Source organism: Vibrio tapetis subsp. tapetis, from assembly GCF_900233005.1.
Taxonomy (GTDB): Bacteria; Pseudomonadota; Gammaproteobacteria; order Enterobacterales; family Vibrionaceae; genus Vibrio; species Vibrio tapetis.
Genome location: NZ_LT960611.1, coordinates 2531822 through 2546903 on the forward strand (window position 1 = coordinate 2531822; position 15082 = coordinate 2546903).

15 protein-coding genes are annotated in these 15082 nt (G+C 43.8%); 5 read left to right on the forward strand and 10 right to left on the reverse strand.

The annotated features are described in order from the left end of the window. Positions 1–244: 244 nt before the first annotated feature. The 4 genes from VTAP4600_RS11260 to VTAP4600_RS11275 are packed head-to-tail and all read right to left on the reverse strand — an operon-like array spanning position 245 to position 2948. Positions 245–673 carry a type IV pilus modification PilV family protein gene (locus VTAP4600_RS11260; protein ID WP_231897794.1) on the reverse strand — a complete coding sequence of 143 codons (429 nt, stop codon included), beginning with the start codon at positions 671–673 and terminating at the stop codon, positions 245–247. Beyond that, complete coding sequence (locus VTAP4600_RS11265; protein ID WP_102522883.1) at positions 663–1880, reverse strand: hypothetical protein; 1218 nt, start codon at positions 1878–1880, stop codon at positions 663–665. The genes VTAP4600_RS11260 and VTAP4600_RS11265 overlap by 11 nt, the downstream gene beginning before the upstream one ends. Then, complete coding sequence (locus tag VTAP4600_RS11270; RefSeq protein ID WP_145958578.1) at positions 1877–2467, reverse strand: PilW family protein; 591 nt, start codon at positions 2465–2467, stop codon at positions 1877–1879. Before VTAP4600_RS11270 ends, VTAP4600_RS11265 begins: the two co-directional genes overlap by 4 nt. Then, the gene (locus VTAP4600_RS11275) at positions 2448–2948 is read right to left on the reverse strand and encodes a GspH/FimT family pseudopilin (RefSeq protein ID WP_102522885.1); all 501 of its coding nucleotides are present in this window, start codon (positions 2946–2948) and stop codon (positions 2448–2450) included. Before VTAP4600_RS11275 ends, VTAP4600_RS11270 begins: the two co-directional genes overlap by 20 nt. A 102-nt stretch (positions 2949–3050) precedes the next feature. Between VTAP4600_RS11275 and VTAP4600_RS11280 the strand changes: the two genes are divergently transcribed. Continuing rightward, complete coding sequence (locus VTAP4600_RS11280) at positions 3051–3461, forward strand: type IV pilin protein (RefSeq protein ID WP_102523970.1); 411 nt, start codon at positions 3051–3053, stop codon at positions 3459–3461. Between the two features lie 103 nt (positions 3462–3564). Here VTAP4600_RS11280 and dnaJ read toward each other — a convergent pair whose 3' ends face one another. The 3 genes from dnaJ to VTAP4600_RS11295 all read right to left on the reverse strand — a co-directional run bounded on the left by dnaJ (position 3565) and on the right by VTAP4600_RS11295 (position 8444). Continuing rightward, a complete protein-coding gene (gene dnaJ / locus VTAP4600_RS11285; protein ID WP_102522886.1) occupies positions 3565–4710 on the reverse strand; it encodes a molecular chaperone DnaJ in 1146 nt (381 codons plus the stop codon). Between the two features lie 279 nt (positions 4711–4989). Then, positions 4990–6900 carry a molecular chaperone DnaK gene (gene dnaK, locus VTAP4600_RS11290; protein ID WP_102522887.1) on the reverse strand — a complete coding sequence of 637 codons (1911 nt, stop codon included), beginning with the start codon at positions 6898–6900 and terminating at the stop codon, positions 4990–4992. Positions 6901–7178: 278 nt separating this feature from the next. Further along, positions 7179–8444: a dicarboxylate/amino acid:cation symporter gene (locus VTAP4600_RS11295; RefSeq protein ID WP_102522888.1), complete on the reverse strand. Its 1266-nt coding sequence runs from the start codon at positions 8442–8444 to the stop codon at positions 7179–7181. Positions 8445–8849: 405 nt separating this feature from the next. Between VTAP4600_RS11295 and VTAP4600_RS11300 the strand changes: the two genes are divergently transcribed. Continuing rightward, on the forward strand, positions 8850–10061 hold the full coding sequence (locus VTAP4600_RS11300; protein WP_102522889.1) for an IS256 family transposase: 1212 nt from the start codon (positions 8850–8852) through the stop codon (positions 10059–10061). A gap of 114 nt (positions 10062–10175) precedes the next feature. On the opposite strand, the gene grpE is transcribed toward VTAP4600_RS11300, so the two are convergent. Next, positions 10176–10775 (reverse strand): nucleotide exchange factor GrpE, encoded by a 600-nt coding sequence (gene grpE / locus VTAP4600_RS11305; protein WP_102522890.1) that lies wholly within the window; start codon positions 10773–10775, stop codon positions 10176–10178. Positions 10776–10929: 154 nt separating this feature from the next. On the opposite strand from grpE, the gene nadK reads away from it, so the two are divergent. From nadK to bamE, 3 genes are all read left to right on the forward strand, one after another. Next, positions 10930–11814 carry an NAD(+) kinase gene (gene nadK, locus VTAP4600_RS11310; protein WP_102522891.1) on the forward strand — a complete coding sequence of 295 codons (885 nt, stop codon included), beginning with the start codon at positions 10930–10932 and terminating at the stop codon, positions 11812–11814. A gap of 158 nt (positions 11815–11972) precedes the next feature. Beyond that, complete coding sequence (recN, locus tag VTAP4600_RS11315) at positions 11973–13637, forward strand: DNA repair protein RecN (protein WP_102522892.1); 1665 nt, start codon at positions 11973–11975, stop codon at positions 13635–13637. Positions 13638–13858: 221 nt separating this feature from the next. Further along, complete coding sequence (gene bamE / locus VTAP4600_RS11320; RefSeq protein ID WP_102522893.1) at positions 13859–14218, forward strand: outer membrane protein assembly factor BamE; 360 nt, start codon at positions 13859–13861, stop codon at positions 14216–14218. A gap of 92 nt (positions 14219–14310) precedes the next feature. Here the strand turns inward: bamE and VTAP4600_RS11325 are convergent, their stop codons facing one another. Together VTAP4600_RS11325 and VTAP4600_RS11330 are read right to left on the reverse strand one after the other, a co-directional pair. Beyond that, on the reverse strand, positions 14311–14646 hold the full coding sequence (locus tag VTAP4600_RS11325; protein WP_102522894.1) for an RnfH family protein: 336 nt from the start codon (positions 14644–14646) through the stop codon (positions 14311–14313). Then, on the reverse strand, positions 14646–15077 hold the full coding sequence (locus VTAP4600_RS11330) for an SRPBCC family protein (protein ID WP_102522895.1): 432 nt from the start codon (positions 15075–15077) through the stop codon (positions 14646–14648). Before VTAP4600_RS11330 ends, VTAP4600_RS11325 begins: the two co-directional genes overlap by 1 nt. Positions 15078–15082 lie beyond the last annotated feature (5 nt).

Genomic DNA, 15082 nt, shown 5'->3' on the forward strand with positions numbered 1-15082 from the left:
TCAATAACATATTCTAATTAATACCGAGTTAAAAAGCACAAAAATCCATCCAAACATCCAATATCAGTCAAAAGTTTTTATAATTTCATAATTTTGCAACATCATAAAAACAACAATTTAACTAGCACGTATAAAGCACCACACAGAAAAGTTAACTAAGACAAATAATCGCTATTAGTTAGGAGATATACATACAAAATAGCCATGACACATCAAGAATCATATATTTACACTTAGTTACACTTTATTGAAATTCACTGTACTGAGACAACAGACTTTCAAGCTCAACCTGCTGCGTTTTACCAAACCTGTCTTGCCATGATGAAACAACCTGAATTCGCTTAATTGAATGCTGCGTATTGCCAGTACCAGCTTCTATTTTCCAATATAAATGATAACCATCAAGGGTAGTCACGCTGAGATCTGTGATCGAACTGAACGCGATCGTGTTATCTCCTCCGCTAATAGAGCGAGTTCGGAACCACTGCATCTTACTTTGTGCCAAATCTAATGCGATTAAGCTGCGTGTTGCATATTCCGATTGCACAGCCAAGGTACTTTGCATTTTTAATAAACCCAAAACCCCCACACCGAGCAAGAGAAACGAAATCAACACTTCGATAAGGCTAAAACCACCCTGCTTTTTATTCTTTCTGTATGAATTAGAAATCACGCCAACTGCCCTTTTGCCATCGAGGTTGCACTAACTGCGACCGGGCATACTCCATCACATCTCGGTTATAACGCATATTGAGAGAGGTATAGAACAACGCGTAGTGATCGGGTGAATCGAATATTTGCACGCCACTAAAAGTAAACGCACCATGTTGATAAAATGAGGCATTATCTCGAAATTGTTTATCAAAATTATTCGATGCATGATTTAGGTGAGCATAAGCTTGAAACCGCGACCAATCAGACAATTTAGGAGAGTAGCTGGTATTAAAATGCACCATACTGCCTTTAAAAATACCACCTGATGAATCAGATCCCATTAAGGATACGGGACCATCATGAAAGACCAATAGAACCCCATGAGTATTTTGAGAGGCCCCAGTAAGCGCCGAATATTCTGAAGCTTTGATTTCGCACCCTCCTTCAACCCAAATGAACTCATGGCCCGCTTCTATCTGATCCGAAATTACTTTCCCACAGTTGAGTAGTATTTTCGGTGTGCCCACGCCGATGAGTTGCTTAAATTTCCCGCCATCTCTTATTTGTGAATAATTGGCGACGGGCACATTAAAATAGCTTTCGAATGGCTTTATGTTCTGATCTTTTACGATATCGGAGCGTAGGGTAACTCCATTTGTTAGATGTGTCGGTGCGCAGTCTGCACCTTGTGGTTTAAACCCCTGCCATGGGGCATCCCCATGAACAACGCCTTGGTTCACAAGCCCTGCAGCAGTATCAAACTCTTTACGATACGTAACGGCGATGCATTCCCAGCCTTCCGCAGTTAACTTACCGGGATCAGGCGTAGAAATGGTCAGCGACGAATGCATGGCAATATTGGCGCTCGATTGAATCGCCCCTTTAACCCCCCCTCCAACCGATACGCTTTTATGGACAGTCTCGCGCTTGAAGGTAGCGATTAGCTGATAGATCCCGTCCCCTACATCGGCTTTGGTCACAGATACATTCGAGTCACCACCGCATTGATGCCAATTGCTCTGATCCCATTCTCCACTTTTCATTTGAGCAAATGCGCATTCTAGCCCTCCTTCGGCCTGCCAACGTTGTTGCGCAGATTGAACTTGGTTTTTGGCTAATTTTATTTGCAAGAACACTTGCCGATAACTGGCGAGTGACAACATTAAAACAGCAACAAGTAACAAGCTCACCACCATAAGGCTAGATATGCCTTGCTGGCGCTTCATTGCCAGTTCCTTTGTTTAATTGACGTTGTCATTGTGTGCGGGAAACTCCCATCATGCATCGAGGCAGAAAGAGAAATTGATAGAAATGCAGAACTGACTTGACTGCCTAGTCCCGTTTGGGAAATAGAAAAATTCGTCACCTTTATTGTGTTTTGATCCATGAAATTATAGAAACGATGACAGCTATTCAAGCTCGCTACTGCCATCGAATTGGTTGTGCATACTTTTATCGATTGATCGGCAAATTTAAAAAAAACGCTCTCAATTGTATTACCATCAAAATAGCCGTAAGCAAGCGATGATGGCGTTGTATGCCAAACCTTACTCGCACCAGATATAATGGTTACGCTATTTGCAGGCAGTGGACTAAAGCCTGCACGTTGTGCATCTGCAGTAATGTAACTCAGCGTGTTTCGCATGCTATGCAATACAACCAGCTCTTGACTGCGCTGATTCGCGTATCTCGCTCCTGTTAGATACACGCTTCCGATTGTAGAGATAGCAATCAAACTCAGCGACGATGCAATTAGGAACTCCACTAATGAACTGCCAACTTGCCGTGAATGGCTAGCACTTATCATAGCCAAACCCTTTCTCATTCACCCCGCATAACCTAATACGGCCGGTGATTGAATGAGCGATTAATTTGATGTCTTTTGAACCATCATTAGACAAACCAAATGCTATATTGCCATTTTGCTGAATTTTGCCTTTCACACCATCGACTTTGAACTTGTCATTAGGAAAACCGCTAGTCACAAACAAGCGATTGTATGACTGGCCAGATAACTGACTGATAACGTCGCTGGTTACTGTATCTTCTAAATGTAAGCTCAATGTCCATTCGTCATTTTTACTTCCTGAACGCTTAAAATATCCATAGAGATCCCGATTCCGAAATACCGCGTCAGATCGGGCCTGAGCAAAAAATGCATAGAGATCATTTGCTAGTCCTTTCATCTGATGTTTTTCTATAATTTGTCTATATTGTGGGACGAACCCCATCATCAAAACTCCCATGATCACGAACGCTACCAGCACTTCAATTAGGGTAAAACCGCGAGTCATTTCCCAGAACCTTATGAAACTATGAGTATAAATAAAATTGCACTTGCGCGAATGCTAGCACCCCTTAAAAATGAAACGCTAAGTTTGATGGAAGTGTTGGAAATGATTCGAAAAAATGTATGTATGCAAACGGTGATACATCAGAAAGGAATGACATTGATCGAAACCCTGATTGCCGTTGCCATCGTGGGGATCATCTCGATGGTTGCCTACCCTTCTTATAGTCAATACGCTTACAAGGGGCATCGCCACCAAGCGATGGCTGATCTGGTTAAAATCCAACTTGAGCTGGAAAATCATTACGATGGCCGTTATCAGTGGAGCCACATTATATCCGGCAGTCAATGCTCACTTTGTGAAACCCGTAGCGACCGATATCGCTTCACCATTACAAGTGCTGGGGGCTACACCATTGTCGCGACACCACAATCAACTAAGGGTCAAAATTACGACCCGTGTGGTAGCTTAACGTTGAAAGCGAATGGGGAAAGTTTGCCTGAAGGGTGTTGGTAAGACTAGCAAGAGAAGAGTGCGAGACGGGCTGGCCCTGAGAATACGGAATACAAAAAAACCGAGCTAAAATTAGCTCGGTTTTTTAATAACATCAAAATTCTGATTAGCTAGTTAGGTCATCAAAGAACTTTTTCACGCCTTTAAAGAAACCGTCCGATTTCGGGTTATGCTTATTACCCGCTTCACCACCACACGTTTCTTCAAACTCTTTCAGAAGTTCTTTCTGGCGAGCGCTTAGTTTCACTGGTGTTTCTAGAACCAATTTAACGATTAAATCGCCCATTGCGCCGCCACGTACACCTTTAACACCTTTACCACGCATACGGAACATACGGCCTGTTTGCGTTTCAGAAGGCACTTTTAAGTTTACACGGCCATCAAGTGTTGGTACTTCAACTTCACCGCCAAGGGCTGCTTGAGCGAAGCTTACTGGAACTTCACAGTATAGGTTGCTGCCGTCACGCTCGAAGATATGGTGCTCGCGAACGTGAACTTGAACATACAAGTCACCCGCTGGTGCGCCCATTTCTCCGGCTTCGCCTTCGCCAGAAAGACGAATACGATCGCCTGTATCTACGCCTGCAGGGATCTTAACATTAAGTGTTTTTGTCTTCTGCTTACGGCCTTGACCGTGGCATGAATTACAAGGATCTTTAATGATTTTGCCTTTACCATGACAGGTAGGACACGTCTGCTGGACAGCGAAGAAACCTTGACGCATTTGAACTTGGCCATGACCATGACACGTACCACATGTCGTCGCAGATGAGCCTTTTTTAGCGCCACTGCCATCACAAGTATCACACTCAACAAGAGTTGGTACTTCAATTTCTTTAGAACAACCGCGTACGGCTTCTTCTAATGATAGTTCCATGTTGTAGCGTAAATCTGCACCACGTTGAGCACGAGATTGACCACCACCACGGCGACCGCCACCGAAGATATCACCGAAAACATCGCCAAAGATATCGCCGAAATCACCTTGACCATGGCCACCGTGACCACCACCAAAACCACCACCTTGTTCAAAAGCAGCGTGACCATATTGATCATAAGCGGCTTTTTTCTGGCCATCAGTTAGAATTTCGTACGCTTCTTTTACTTCTTTAAACTTCTCCGCTGAAGATTCATCACCCTGATTACGGTCTGGGTGAAATTTCATCGCAAGACGTTTGTACGCCTTTTTAATATCGCGCTCTGATGCATCGCGGGCAACGCCTAATACTTCGTAAAAATCACGTTTTGACATGTTCTAAATCACCAATTTTTTTCTACAAGTGAAACACTTCACTCGCGTGTTTGTATCAATCTAGATAAGGAGGCTGGGGGTTGGGGTTACAGGACGAAAGCAAGCTTTCTACAGGTTACAGTAAAGAGACCAGTTCTCTATACCTGTCCTGTCACCTGTCACCTGTCACCTGTCACCCAATATCTTTATCTAGATTGATTCGTTATCTACAAGATTGCGGGCGTTTGAGTTTCCTCGAACGCCCGCAAGACTATTTATTTAGAAGTTAAAGGGCAAGAATTATTTCTTGTCTTCTTTCACTTCTTCAAACTCAGCATCAACAACATCGTCGTCTTGCTTAGGTTGTTCGCCTGCTTCAGCGCCTTCAGCTTGTTGAGCTTGTTGCTGTGCCATTTCCATCAGCTTTTGAGCTGCAGTCATAAGCGCTTGAACTTTTGCGTCGATAGCTTCTTTGTCGTCGCCACTCTTCACTTCTTCAAGTTCTTTGATTGCTGTTTCAATTTTCTCTTTCTCTTCAGCAGGAAGCGCTTCACCAGCTTCATCCATTTGCTTACGAGTGCCGTGGATCATTTGGTCAGCTTGGTTACGAGTAGTCACTAGCTCTTCGAACTTTTTGTCCGCGTCTTTGTTAGCTTCTGCTTCTTGAACCATTTTTTCGATATCTTCGTCGCTTAGGCCGCCAGAAGCTTGGATAGTGATCTTCTGCTCTTTACCTGTTGACTTGTCTTTCGCTGATACGTGAAGGATACCATCCGCATCTAGGTCGAAAGTTACTTCGATTTGTGGCATACCACGTGGTGCAGCTTGAATGCCTTCTAGGTTAAATTGGCCTAGAGACTTGTTGTAGCTAGCTTGCTTACGCTCACCTTGAAGAACGTGGATAGTTACCGCGTTTTGGTTGTCTTCAGCTGTAGAGAACACTTGGTTCGCTTTAGTAGGAACCGTTGTGTTTTTCTCAACTAGAGCCGTCATTACGCCGCCCATAGTTTCGATACCTAGAGAAAGTGGCGTAACGTCTAGTAGAAGAACGTCTTTCACTTCACCCGCAAGAACACCACCTTGAACGGCCGCGCCCATTGCTACAGCTTCATCAGGGTTAACGTCTTTACGCGCTTCTTTACCGAAGAATTCAGCTACTTTAGCTTGAACCATAGGCATACGTGTTTGACCACCAACTAGGATAACGTCAGTGATTTCGCCAACAGACAGTTCAGAATCCGCTAGAGCAACTTTTAGAGGCTCAAGAGAACGTTGAACTAGGTCTTCAACTAGAGATTCTAGTTTCGCACGTGTCACTTTAACGTTCATGTGCTTAGGACCCGTTGCATCAGCAGTAACGTAAGGTAGGTTTACGTCAGTCTGTTGTGTAGAAGAAAGCTCAATTTTCGCTTTTTCTGCTGCTTCTTTAACACGCTGCATAGCAAGAGGATCATTCTTAAGATTGATGCCTTGCTCTTTTTTAAATTCATCTACTAGGTAGTTGATCATGCGGTTATCAAAGTCTTCACCACCAAGGTGAGTATCACCGTTAGTTGCTAGTACTTCGAACGTTTGCTCGCCATCAACGTTGTCGATTTCGATGATTGAGATATCAAACGTACCACCACCAAGGTCGTATACCGCGATAGTACGGTCGCCTTCTTGCTTGTCTAGGCCGTAAGCCAGAGCAGCAGCAGTTGGTTCGTTGATGATACGCTTAACATCAAGACCTGCGATGCGACCTGCATCTTTAGTCGCTTGACGTTGTGCATCGTTAAAGTAAGCAGGAACAGTAACAACTGCGCCAGTTACTTCTTCGCCTAGGAAATCTTCAGCTGTTTTCTTCATTTTCTTCAGAATTTCAGCTGAAACCTGAGGAGCAGCCATTTTTTGGCCTTTCGCTTCAACCCAAGCATCACCGTTGTCTGCTTTTACAATTTTGTAAGGCATGATTTCGATGTCGCGCTGAACTTCTTCGTCTTCAAAACGACGACCGATAAGACGCTTAATTGCATATAACGTGTTTTCAGGGTTTGTAACCGCTTGACGTTTTGCAGGTTGACCTACTAGCGTTTCGCCATCTGTGTATGCGACTACCGATGCGGTTGTACGCTCGCCTTCAGCATTTTCAATTACACGTGGTGCGTCACCGTCTAGAACAGAAACACAAGAGTTAGTAGTACCTAAATCAATACCAATGATTTTACCCATCAGGCCATCTCCAAAAAATCTAATATTATTTTGCTATACCCCCTAAAGTGGGGGAGGACAAATAGGGATTCAACCCCCTACTCGCAAATATGTTTGCTTCGTGTATGCACCATAAATAAGGGCGACAAGCACCTTTTCAAGGGCAAGGTGAAAAAAAATCGCCTTTTTTTACTACAAAATCGAAAATAATGGCTTGGTAACAATAAAAAGAGGCCACTTAGGCCTCTTTATTGTAAAAATCTTTCCATGTTTGCATCGAAAAACGACGACCTATTCGGCTATTTTGCCTCAACAGGTTCCATTGCTTCTTCTTTGCCAATTTCATTTTCTGATTTTGCAACTATCGTGTTCACTGCAGTATCACCAACAACGTTAGATGAAGTACAGAACATGTCATTGATACGGTCAACTGCGGCAACAATGGCCAAACCTTCTGGTGGTAAGCCTAATTGGTGAAGCAATACGCCTACCATTACAACACCACCGCCAGGTACACCACCAGCGCCAATCGATAGCAACAAGATAGTTAAACCCAGTGTTACGATGTCGGCTGAGTTAATCGGCTGACCAAAGGCGTTAGCTACGAAAATCGTCGCCAATGCAATGTAGATAGAGACACCCGACATATTCATGGTTGCACCAAGTGGTACACCAAAGCCTGCAACAGACTTAGAAACATTCAGTTTGTCAGTCAACGTTCTCATGGTAACGGGAATCGTTGCATTCGAGCTTGCTGTAGAAAGTGAGAACAATACTTGCTCACGAGTAGCACGCATGAACTGCTTTGGTGAAATACCAGTAGTTAAGCCCACAACGGTTGGATAGAAAACGAAAATCCAGAACACCAACATAGCAACAACAAGCGCCACATAACCCGCTACGGAAGCCAAGGTATTCGCATCCAGCGTTGCGCCTAATTGAATCATCAGCGCAAATACACCGTAAGGCGCAAGACTCATCACCAAGCCAACCAGCTTCATCATGATCTCATTGGCCATTTTGAAGGTTTTAATTGCTGGTCCACCACGAGAATCCAAAGCTTGAATCGCAAGGCCTGTCAGTATCGCCATGAAAATGATTTGCAGCATATCGCCGCTAGCAAACGCTTGAATTGGATTGCTAGGAACGATGTTCACAACCAAAGAGAAGATATCCGGCGTTTCTGTTGTCGTTAACGCAACGGTTTCTGAAATGGTTCCAGCCAGGTTTGCCCCCGCTCCTGGTTGAAAGATCATGCCGACCGTTAACGCCGCTGTAATCGCAATGATGGTGTTAAAAATGTACAAAGCAAAAGTTTTGCCACCAAGACGGCCAAAGGCTGAAATGTCTTTTAAATCTACGATGCCACATACGATAGAAACGTAAACCAATGGCACAACCAGTAGTTTGATTAATGAGACAAACATACCGCCCGCCCCTTCCGCAGCACCTAACAAATAGGTGTCCATCACGGTAATACCACTAAACAGATATTGAATTGCAGTACCGATCATCAAGCCGGCAAATAAGCCGATAAAGATTTTTGTTGAGAGCGATTTATCCATCGTCCCACTCCAGGTTATTGTGCTTGTTTATAGTAATTAATTAGTTATTTCTTGCATCAATATGTGCAAGTGGCACGCATAATACACGCCATAACAACAAATGAAAGAATTTATTAACAGAATTATCACAACCAGTTTCACAGTTTTTACACTTAATTTCCCGCGGGTTTAGGAAACAAAAATAGTGTATTTATAAAAATCAAAAACTTGAATGGAATAGTGGTTAGGAAACAGACAATGGAAAAAATAAGATTACGGGGACGGGCCTTGCCCTAAGAATATCGAATGCAAAAAAAACACCCACCGCATACACGGGGGTGTTTTTATCAATCACTAACCTAGAGAGACTGTCTCAATTTCTGTGTAATTGCCTAAACTAAGCCTTAAAGGCTAAGGATAGGCAATATGAACAAGAAAGAGCTTGAAGCTTTCGCCAAGGAAGCAGCAAAAGGAATTAAAACCCCTGAGGACTTAACTGAGTTCAGCCAAATGCTGAAAAAAATTACGGTTGAGGCCGCACTCAATGCGGAAATGGATGAGCATCTTGGCTATGAAAAACACCAACCCTCTAGATCGAATAATAGCCGCAATGGAAAGAGTAGCAAACGCGTAAAAACCGAAGATGGCGAGTTTGAACTCGATACACCTCGGGATCGCCTTGGCTCGTTTGACCCCAAGCTAGTCAAAAAACACCAATCACGATTTACCTCTATGGATGACAAAATCTTGTGGCTCTACGCCCAAGGAATGAGTACGCGCGACATCGTAAACGCTTTCGATGAGTGGTACGGTGCGGAGATATCACCCAGCCTCGTATCGCGCGTCACAAATGCGGTGATAGAAGAAATAGTGGAGTGGCAATCAAGGCCACTCGATGCCATTTATCCTATCGTTTATCTCGATTGTATTGTGGTCAAGATCCGTCAAGACAAGCGTATCATCAATAAGTCGATTTTCCTTGCTTTAGGTATTAACACCGATGGTCAGAAAGAGCTAATGGGCATGTGGATAGCCGAAAACGAGGGGGCTAAGTTTTGGCAGAGTGTTCTAACTGAACTCAATCAACGTGGTGTTGAAGATATCCTTATTGCGTGTGTAGATGGATTGAAGGGCTTTCCTGACGCTATCAATACTGTCTTCCCCCAAACGCATATTCAGCTTTGTATCGTCCATATGGTGCGGAACTCATTGAAGTATGTGTCTTGGAAAGACTATAAGGCGGTGACTGCCGACCTGAAACGAGTGTATCGCTCTACTACAGAAGATGAGGCTCTACTCGAACTGGAGCGCTTTGGCGAAGTCTGGGATGGGCAATATCCGCAAATATCTAAGTCCTGGCGCAATCACTGGCAGAACCTCAACACGCTCTTCAACTACCCAGAAGATATCCGTAGAGCCATCTACACAACCAATGCTATTGAGTCTCTCAATAGCGTGATCCGTAAAGCACTAAAAAAGCGGAAGATCTTCCCTAACGATGAGGCCGCAACCAAAATGGTGTACTTAGCAATCAAAGACGCCAGCAAGAAATGGACGATGCCCATTCAAAACTGGCGTCAGGCTATGAGTCGGTTTATTATCGAGTTCGAGGAACGTCTCGATAAACACGTTAACTAAATGGCAGTTACACAGAATCTGTTACAGCCTCAACCTAGAAGCAGGCTCTGGGCTCTGGGCTCTGGGCTCTGGGCTCTAAACCTTATGCCTTCCGCCTGTAGCCTTCAATCTACTTTATTTAGCAACCATAACCATTGCAGGGCGAACAACGCGGCCGTTAAGCTCGTAGCCTTTCTGCATTACCATCATAACGGTATTTGATTCATGATCAGGGCTCTCTTGAATCGACATCGCTTGATGGAATTCAGGGTTAAACGCCTCACCTTCTGGGTTTAGTTCTTTCAAGCCAAACTTAGCAACCGTGTTAACAAAAGAGCTGTGAGTCATCTCAACACCTTCAAGCAAAGGTTTTACCGCTTCACTTTCTTTGTCAGCCGCTAGAATTGCACGCTCTAGGTTGTCTAGAACTGGCAGTAGCTCTTCAGCAAATTTGTTTAAGGCGTACTTACGCGCTTTATCGACTTCTTGCTCAGAACGACGACGCATGTTGTCTACTTCTGCTTTTGCACGCAATACAGAGTCTTGTTGATCTTTGATTTTCGCTTCACTAGAAAGCAGTGCAGCTTCTAATTGAGCAACTTTAGATTCAACTTCATCTTGTTCTAATTCTTCATTCCAATCGATATCAGCTTCGCCGCCAACAGCTTCTACTTCTTCAGCCATTTCTTGCTGCTTAAGTTCTTCTTCATTAATCTTGTTTTCTTGATCGCTCATGATATCTCCAGAATTCTGAATTCAATTACCTACGCCAGTGTAGTCATACAATAATTTACGACAAAATACTCGCATAGTTCTTCAACTTGCCTTTATTATGGGGACGAAGATTTTTGATTCAAGCACTATAACCCTAACAGAACGGATTTAATCTATGCCAAAGCCTTTTGAAGTGATCGCCATCATAGGTAAACCTCGCGACAAAAAAGCCGTGCAAACCCATAAAGAGCTGTTTCATTGGCTACTCTCTGAAGGGTATCAAGTCGTCATAGATGACCGATTAGAAGACATTCTAACTGATATTGAATCAAAATATTTCAACAGCCTAGTGCATATTGGCGACGAGGCCGATTTAGCCATTGTGGTGGGTGGCGATGGCAATATGTTAGGTGCCGCTCGCGTGTTATCTCGTTTTGATATTTCGGTTATTGGCGTTAACCGTGGCAACCTTGGCTTTCTAACCGACTTAGATCCTGAAGGGTTTGAACAAGCGCTTAGTAAAGTACTTAAAGGCCAATACATTGAAGAAGAACGTTTCTTGCTCGAAACGGAAATTCATCGCCACGATCAAATAAAAAGCCACAACGCAGCATTAAATGAGGCCGTACTGCACCCAGGTCAAGTCGCACGCATGATCGAATTTGAGGTTTACATCGACAATACCTTTGCTTTTTCGCAACGTTCCGATGGATTGATCATTTCGACACCAACCGGATCTACCGCTTACTCTCTTTCTGGTGGCGGCCCTATATTGTCACCAAGCCTAAATGCTATTTCGATTGTGCCTATGTTCCCTCACACCTTGTCTAGCCGCCCATTGGTGGTAGACGGTAACCGCCACATTAAACTGCTCGTGTCTCCAGATAACCGAGGCACACAAGAAATCAGTTGCGATGGCCAAATATCCTTGCCAGTTTCACCGGGCGATGAAATACATATCTATCGCAGTCCAAACTGCTTAAAGCTGATCCACCCAGAAGATTACAGCTACTACCATGTTTTGCGTAATAAACTTGGCTGGTCTAGCAAACTCTTCTAGTGAGTGCTTTCATCATCAGATGAGCAAAGCGTCACGCTAAGTTATGCATTCACTTTCTGAGTAAGTTCACAAAAAAACACCTGTGGAACTTTACTGTATAAAGAAACAGTATATACTGTTTTCTTATACAGTATTGTTCAGTTATACAGGTAAATAAAATGCTGGCTCACTTGAGTGTTAATAATTTTGCTATTGTTAAGTCTTTACAGCTAGAACTCGCTAAAGGCATGACAACCATTACGGGCGAAACTGGCGCAGGTAAATCCATCGCCCTTGATGCTCTCGGCTTATGCTTAGGCGATCGCGCTGAAGCTAACATGGTTCGCCAAGGCGAAGATAAAACCGACATCAGCGCCTCCTTTTTGCTCGATAACAACATCGGCGCAACTCGATGGTTAGAAGACAACGACCTACTTGAAGGCGGTGAATGCATTCTTAGGCGAGTGATCACCAAAGAAGGCCGCTCTCGTGCATTCATTAACGGCAGCCCTGTACCTGCATCTCAACTAAAATCCCTTGGTCAATTACTCATTAATATTCATGGCCAACATGCCCATCATCAATTGATGAAGAGTGATTACCAACTGGCAATGCTCGATCAATACGCCGGACACCTTAGCCTTATCAGTAAAACCAAAGCCAAATATCAAGGTTGGCGTCAGGCAGATAACCATTTAAAGCAACTGATTCAAAATAGCCAAGAAAACCTGGCACAAAAGCAGTTGTTGGAATACCAAATCAAAGAATTAAATGAATTAGCCATTACCGAAGGTGAATTTGCCCAACTCGAACAAGAACATAAACGCCTTGCCAATAGCGGTGAACTGGCGAGTACGTGCCAACAAGCCATTGAATTAATTTACGAAGGTGAAGAAGTTAATGCTCTTGGTATTTTGCAAGCAGCCAATAACTCTCTTATTCAACTTGCCGAAATGGACGAAAGGCTGGCAGAGCTTCCCAACCTGTTAGCAGAAGCCATCATTCAAATTGAAGAAACCAATAACGAGCTCCGTAATTACCTTGATTGCATCGACGTTGATCCTGCTCGCATGGCCTATGTAGAAGAACGTTTTTCTAAAATTATGTCGATGGCACGTAAGCACCATGTTATGCCTGAGGAACTCTACAGCCACCACCAAGATTTACTCAAACAAGTTGAAGCTCTCGATTGTTCAGACGAAAAACTGGGCGCATTAGGCGAAGAAGTCGAACAAAAACGCACAGTCTTCTTAACATCAGCAGACAAGCTTAATAAATCTCGCCTACGTTATGCCAAAGAATTAAATAAGCTCATTACCAATAGCATGCATGAACTGAGCATGGAAAAAGCCAAATTCTGCATCGATGTGATACGCGATGAAAACAACGCATCCCCCCTTGGCATCGATAGCGTCACCTTCTTAGTTTCAACCAACCCAGGGCAGCCCTTACAGGCCATTGCTAAAGTTGCCTCAGGTGGTGAACTGTCTCGTATCTCACTAGCGATTCAAGTGATCACCGCTCAGAAAGTCGATACCCCTAGCTTGATCTTTGATGAGGTCGATGTCGGTATCAGTGGCCCAACCGCTGCCGTAGTCGGTAAAATGTTACGCACGCTTGGCCAGTCAACTCAGGTCATGTGTGTGACTCACTTACCGCAAGTTGCTGGTTGTGGGCACCAACAATTATTCGTTGCTAAGCAAACGAAAGCCGGCAAAACAGAAACTCAAATGCGAAACCTTGACGATTCACAACGCATAGAAGAACTCGCAAGGCTACTTGGCGGCAGCCAGATAACCGACAGCACAATCGCCAACGCCAAAGAATTGCTTATTGCTGCATAGAAAATAGCCGCATAAAACAATCTGCAAAAGTGTTAGCCGACTCACAGCGTAAGCATTGCTTGCGCTGTTTGTCTTTTTAGCATTGCAACTAATCGGTATAACTGTGGTCTCAAAAAGCGGACATCCTAGTAGTAGGGTGAAAACTATTTTTACTTCTTAGCGTGAAGTGATTATTATCATCGTTGAGATTTTTAAATGAACAGTAGAAAGACGTATTTGATATGCAATTAAAGAAGTGGATGGTTGCAATCCCTCTGGCACTGACCATGCTAACCGGCTGTTCAGTCGCAGAGAAATTAGTTTACCGAATTGACATTAACCAAGGTAATTACATCGAGCAAGACTCTGTAAACCAGTTAAAATTCGGCATGAGCAAAGAACAAGTGCGCTACGTACTTGGCTCGCCAATGTTGGTGGAAAACGGCTACCCAAATACGTGGTACTACATTTACCATCACACTAAAGGCCATGATAGCTCGATTCAAAAGAACCTATTTGTTCGATTTGATGACGGAGAAAGACTTGTGAAAGTCGATGGCGATTACACCGCTGGTGACACCTTTTTCGAAAGTATTAACTAGTTTTATCGATTTTTGCTAAATGAAACTTCATTAGCATGACATTAAAAAGCTCGCATACTTCTGCGAGCTTTTTTGTCTTTCATCCAAAACAATTATTCTTTGATCTTTGGTTTACTGGCTTCTCTTGCGGCTTCTTTCTTGGCTTGTTCAGCTCGCTTGCGACGGATCTCTTTTGGATCGGCCAGCAGTGGGCGATAAATTTCGATGCGGTCTTTGTCTTGTATCGTGGTATCTAATTTCACGTTTCGGCTAAAGACGCCCACTTTATTAATGGCTAAGTCTATCTCTGGATACAGGCTCAAAACCCCTGACTGCTCAATGATCTGCTGTACCGTCAGTTCGGCTTCTACTGCCAACTTAAACACACGTTGCTCTGTTGGCAATGCATACACAACTTCAACGTGGATCATATTCGGTTCACTACTCATTACACATACACCTGTCTTGCTCGTTTGGTAAACGCACCAACCATGTTACCAGTCAGCTCATTGAACACCTTACCAAACGCCATTTCAACCAACTTACTGGTAAACTCGAATTCAAGTTTCAATTCCACTTTACAGGCGGAGTCATCCAAAGGCGTGAACTCCCAACCACCCTGTAGGTGCTTAAACGGGCCATCGACCAATTGCATGAAAATTTTACGCCCGACTTCCAGCTGATTCGACGTCGTGAAGGTTTTACTGATACCCGCTTTAGATACGTCAACCGACGCCACCATTGCAGACTCTGACGTTTCTAAAACTCGTGAACCTGAACAACCAGGCAAAAAACTCGGGTAGCTGTCCACGTCATTGACGAGATGAAACATCTGCTCGGCACTAAATGGCACTAATGCGCTTCGTGTTACTTGAGGCATATCAC

Excerpts from the sequence above, each read along its gene's own strand:
- VTAP4600_RS11265 (WP_102522883.1), bottom strand. The coding sequence starts at position 1,880 with ATGAAGCGCCAGCAAGGCATATCTAGCCTTATGGTGGTGAGCTTGTTA.
- VTAP4600_RS11275 (WP_102522885.1), bottom strand. The coding sequence starts at position 2,948 with ATGACTCGCGGTTTTACCCTAATTGAAGTGCTGGTAGCGTTCGTGATC.
- VTAP4600_RS11280 (WP_102523970.1), top strand. The coding sequence starts at position 3,051 with ATGATTCGAAAAAATGTATGTATGCAAACGGTGATACATCAGAAAGGA.
- dnaJ (WP_102522886.1), bottom strand. The coding sequence starts at position 4,710 with ATGTCAAAACGTGATTTTTACGAAGTATTAGGCGTTGCCCGCGATGCA.
- dnaK (WP_102522887.1), bottom strand. The coding sequence starts at position 6,900 with ATGGGTAAAATCATTGGTATTGATTTAGGTACTACTAACTCTTGTGTT.
- VTAP4600_RS11295 (WP_102522888.1), bottom strand. The coding sequence starts at position 8,444 with ATGGATAAATCGCTCTCAACAAAAATCTTTATCGGCTTATTTGCCGGC.
- VTAP4600_RS11300 (WP_102522889.1), top strand. The coding sequence starts at position 8,850 with ATGAACAAGAAAGAGCTTGAAGCTTTCGCCAAGGAAGCAGCAAAAGGA.
- grpE (WP_102522890.1), bottom strand. The coding sequence starts at position 10,775 with ATGAGCGATCAAGAAAACAAGATTAATGAAGAAGAACTTAAGCAGCAA.
- nadK (WP_102522891.1), top strand. The coding sequence starts at position 10,930 with ATGCCAAAGCCTTTTGAAGTGATCGCCATCATAGGTAAACCTCGCGAC.
- recN (WP_102522892.1), top strand. The coding sequence starts at position 11,973 with ATGCTGGCTCACTTGAGTGTTAATAATTTTGCTATTGTTAAGTCTTTA.
- bamE (WP_102522893.1), top strand. The coding sequence starts at position 13,859 with ATGCAATTAAAGAAGTGGATGGTTGCAATCCCTCTGGCACTGACCATG.
- VTAP4600_RS11325 (WP_102522894.1), bottom strand. The coding sequence starts at position 14,646 with ATGAGTAGTGAACCGAATATGATCCACGTTGAAGTTGTGTATGCATTG.
- VTAP4600_RS11330 (WP_102522895.1), bottom strand. The coding sequence starts at position 15,077 with ATGCCTCAAGTAACACGAAGCGCATTAGTGCCATTTAGTGCCGAGCAG.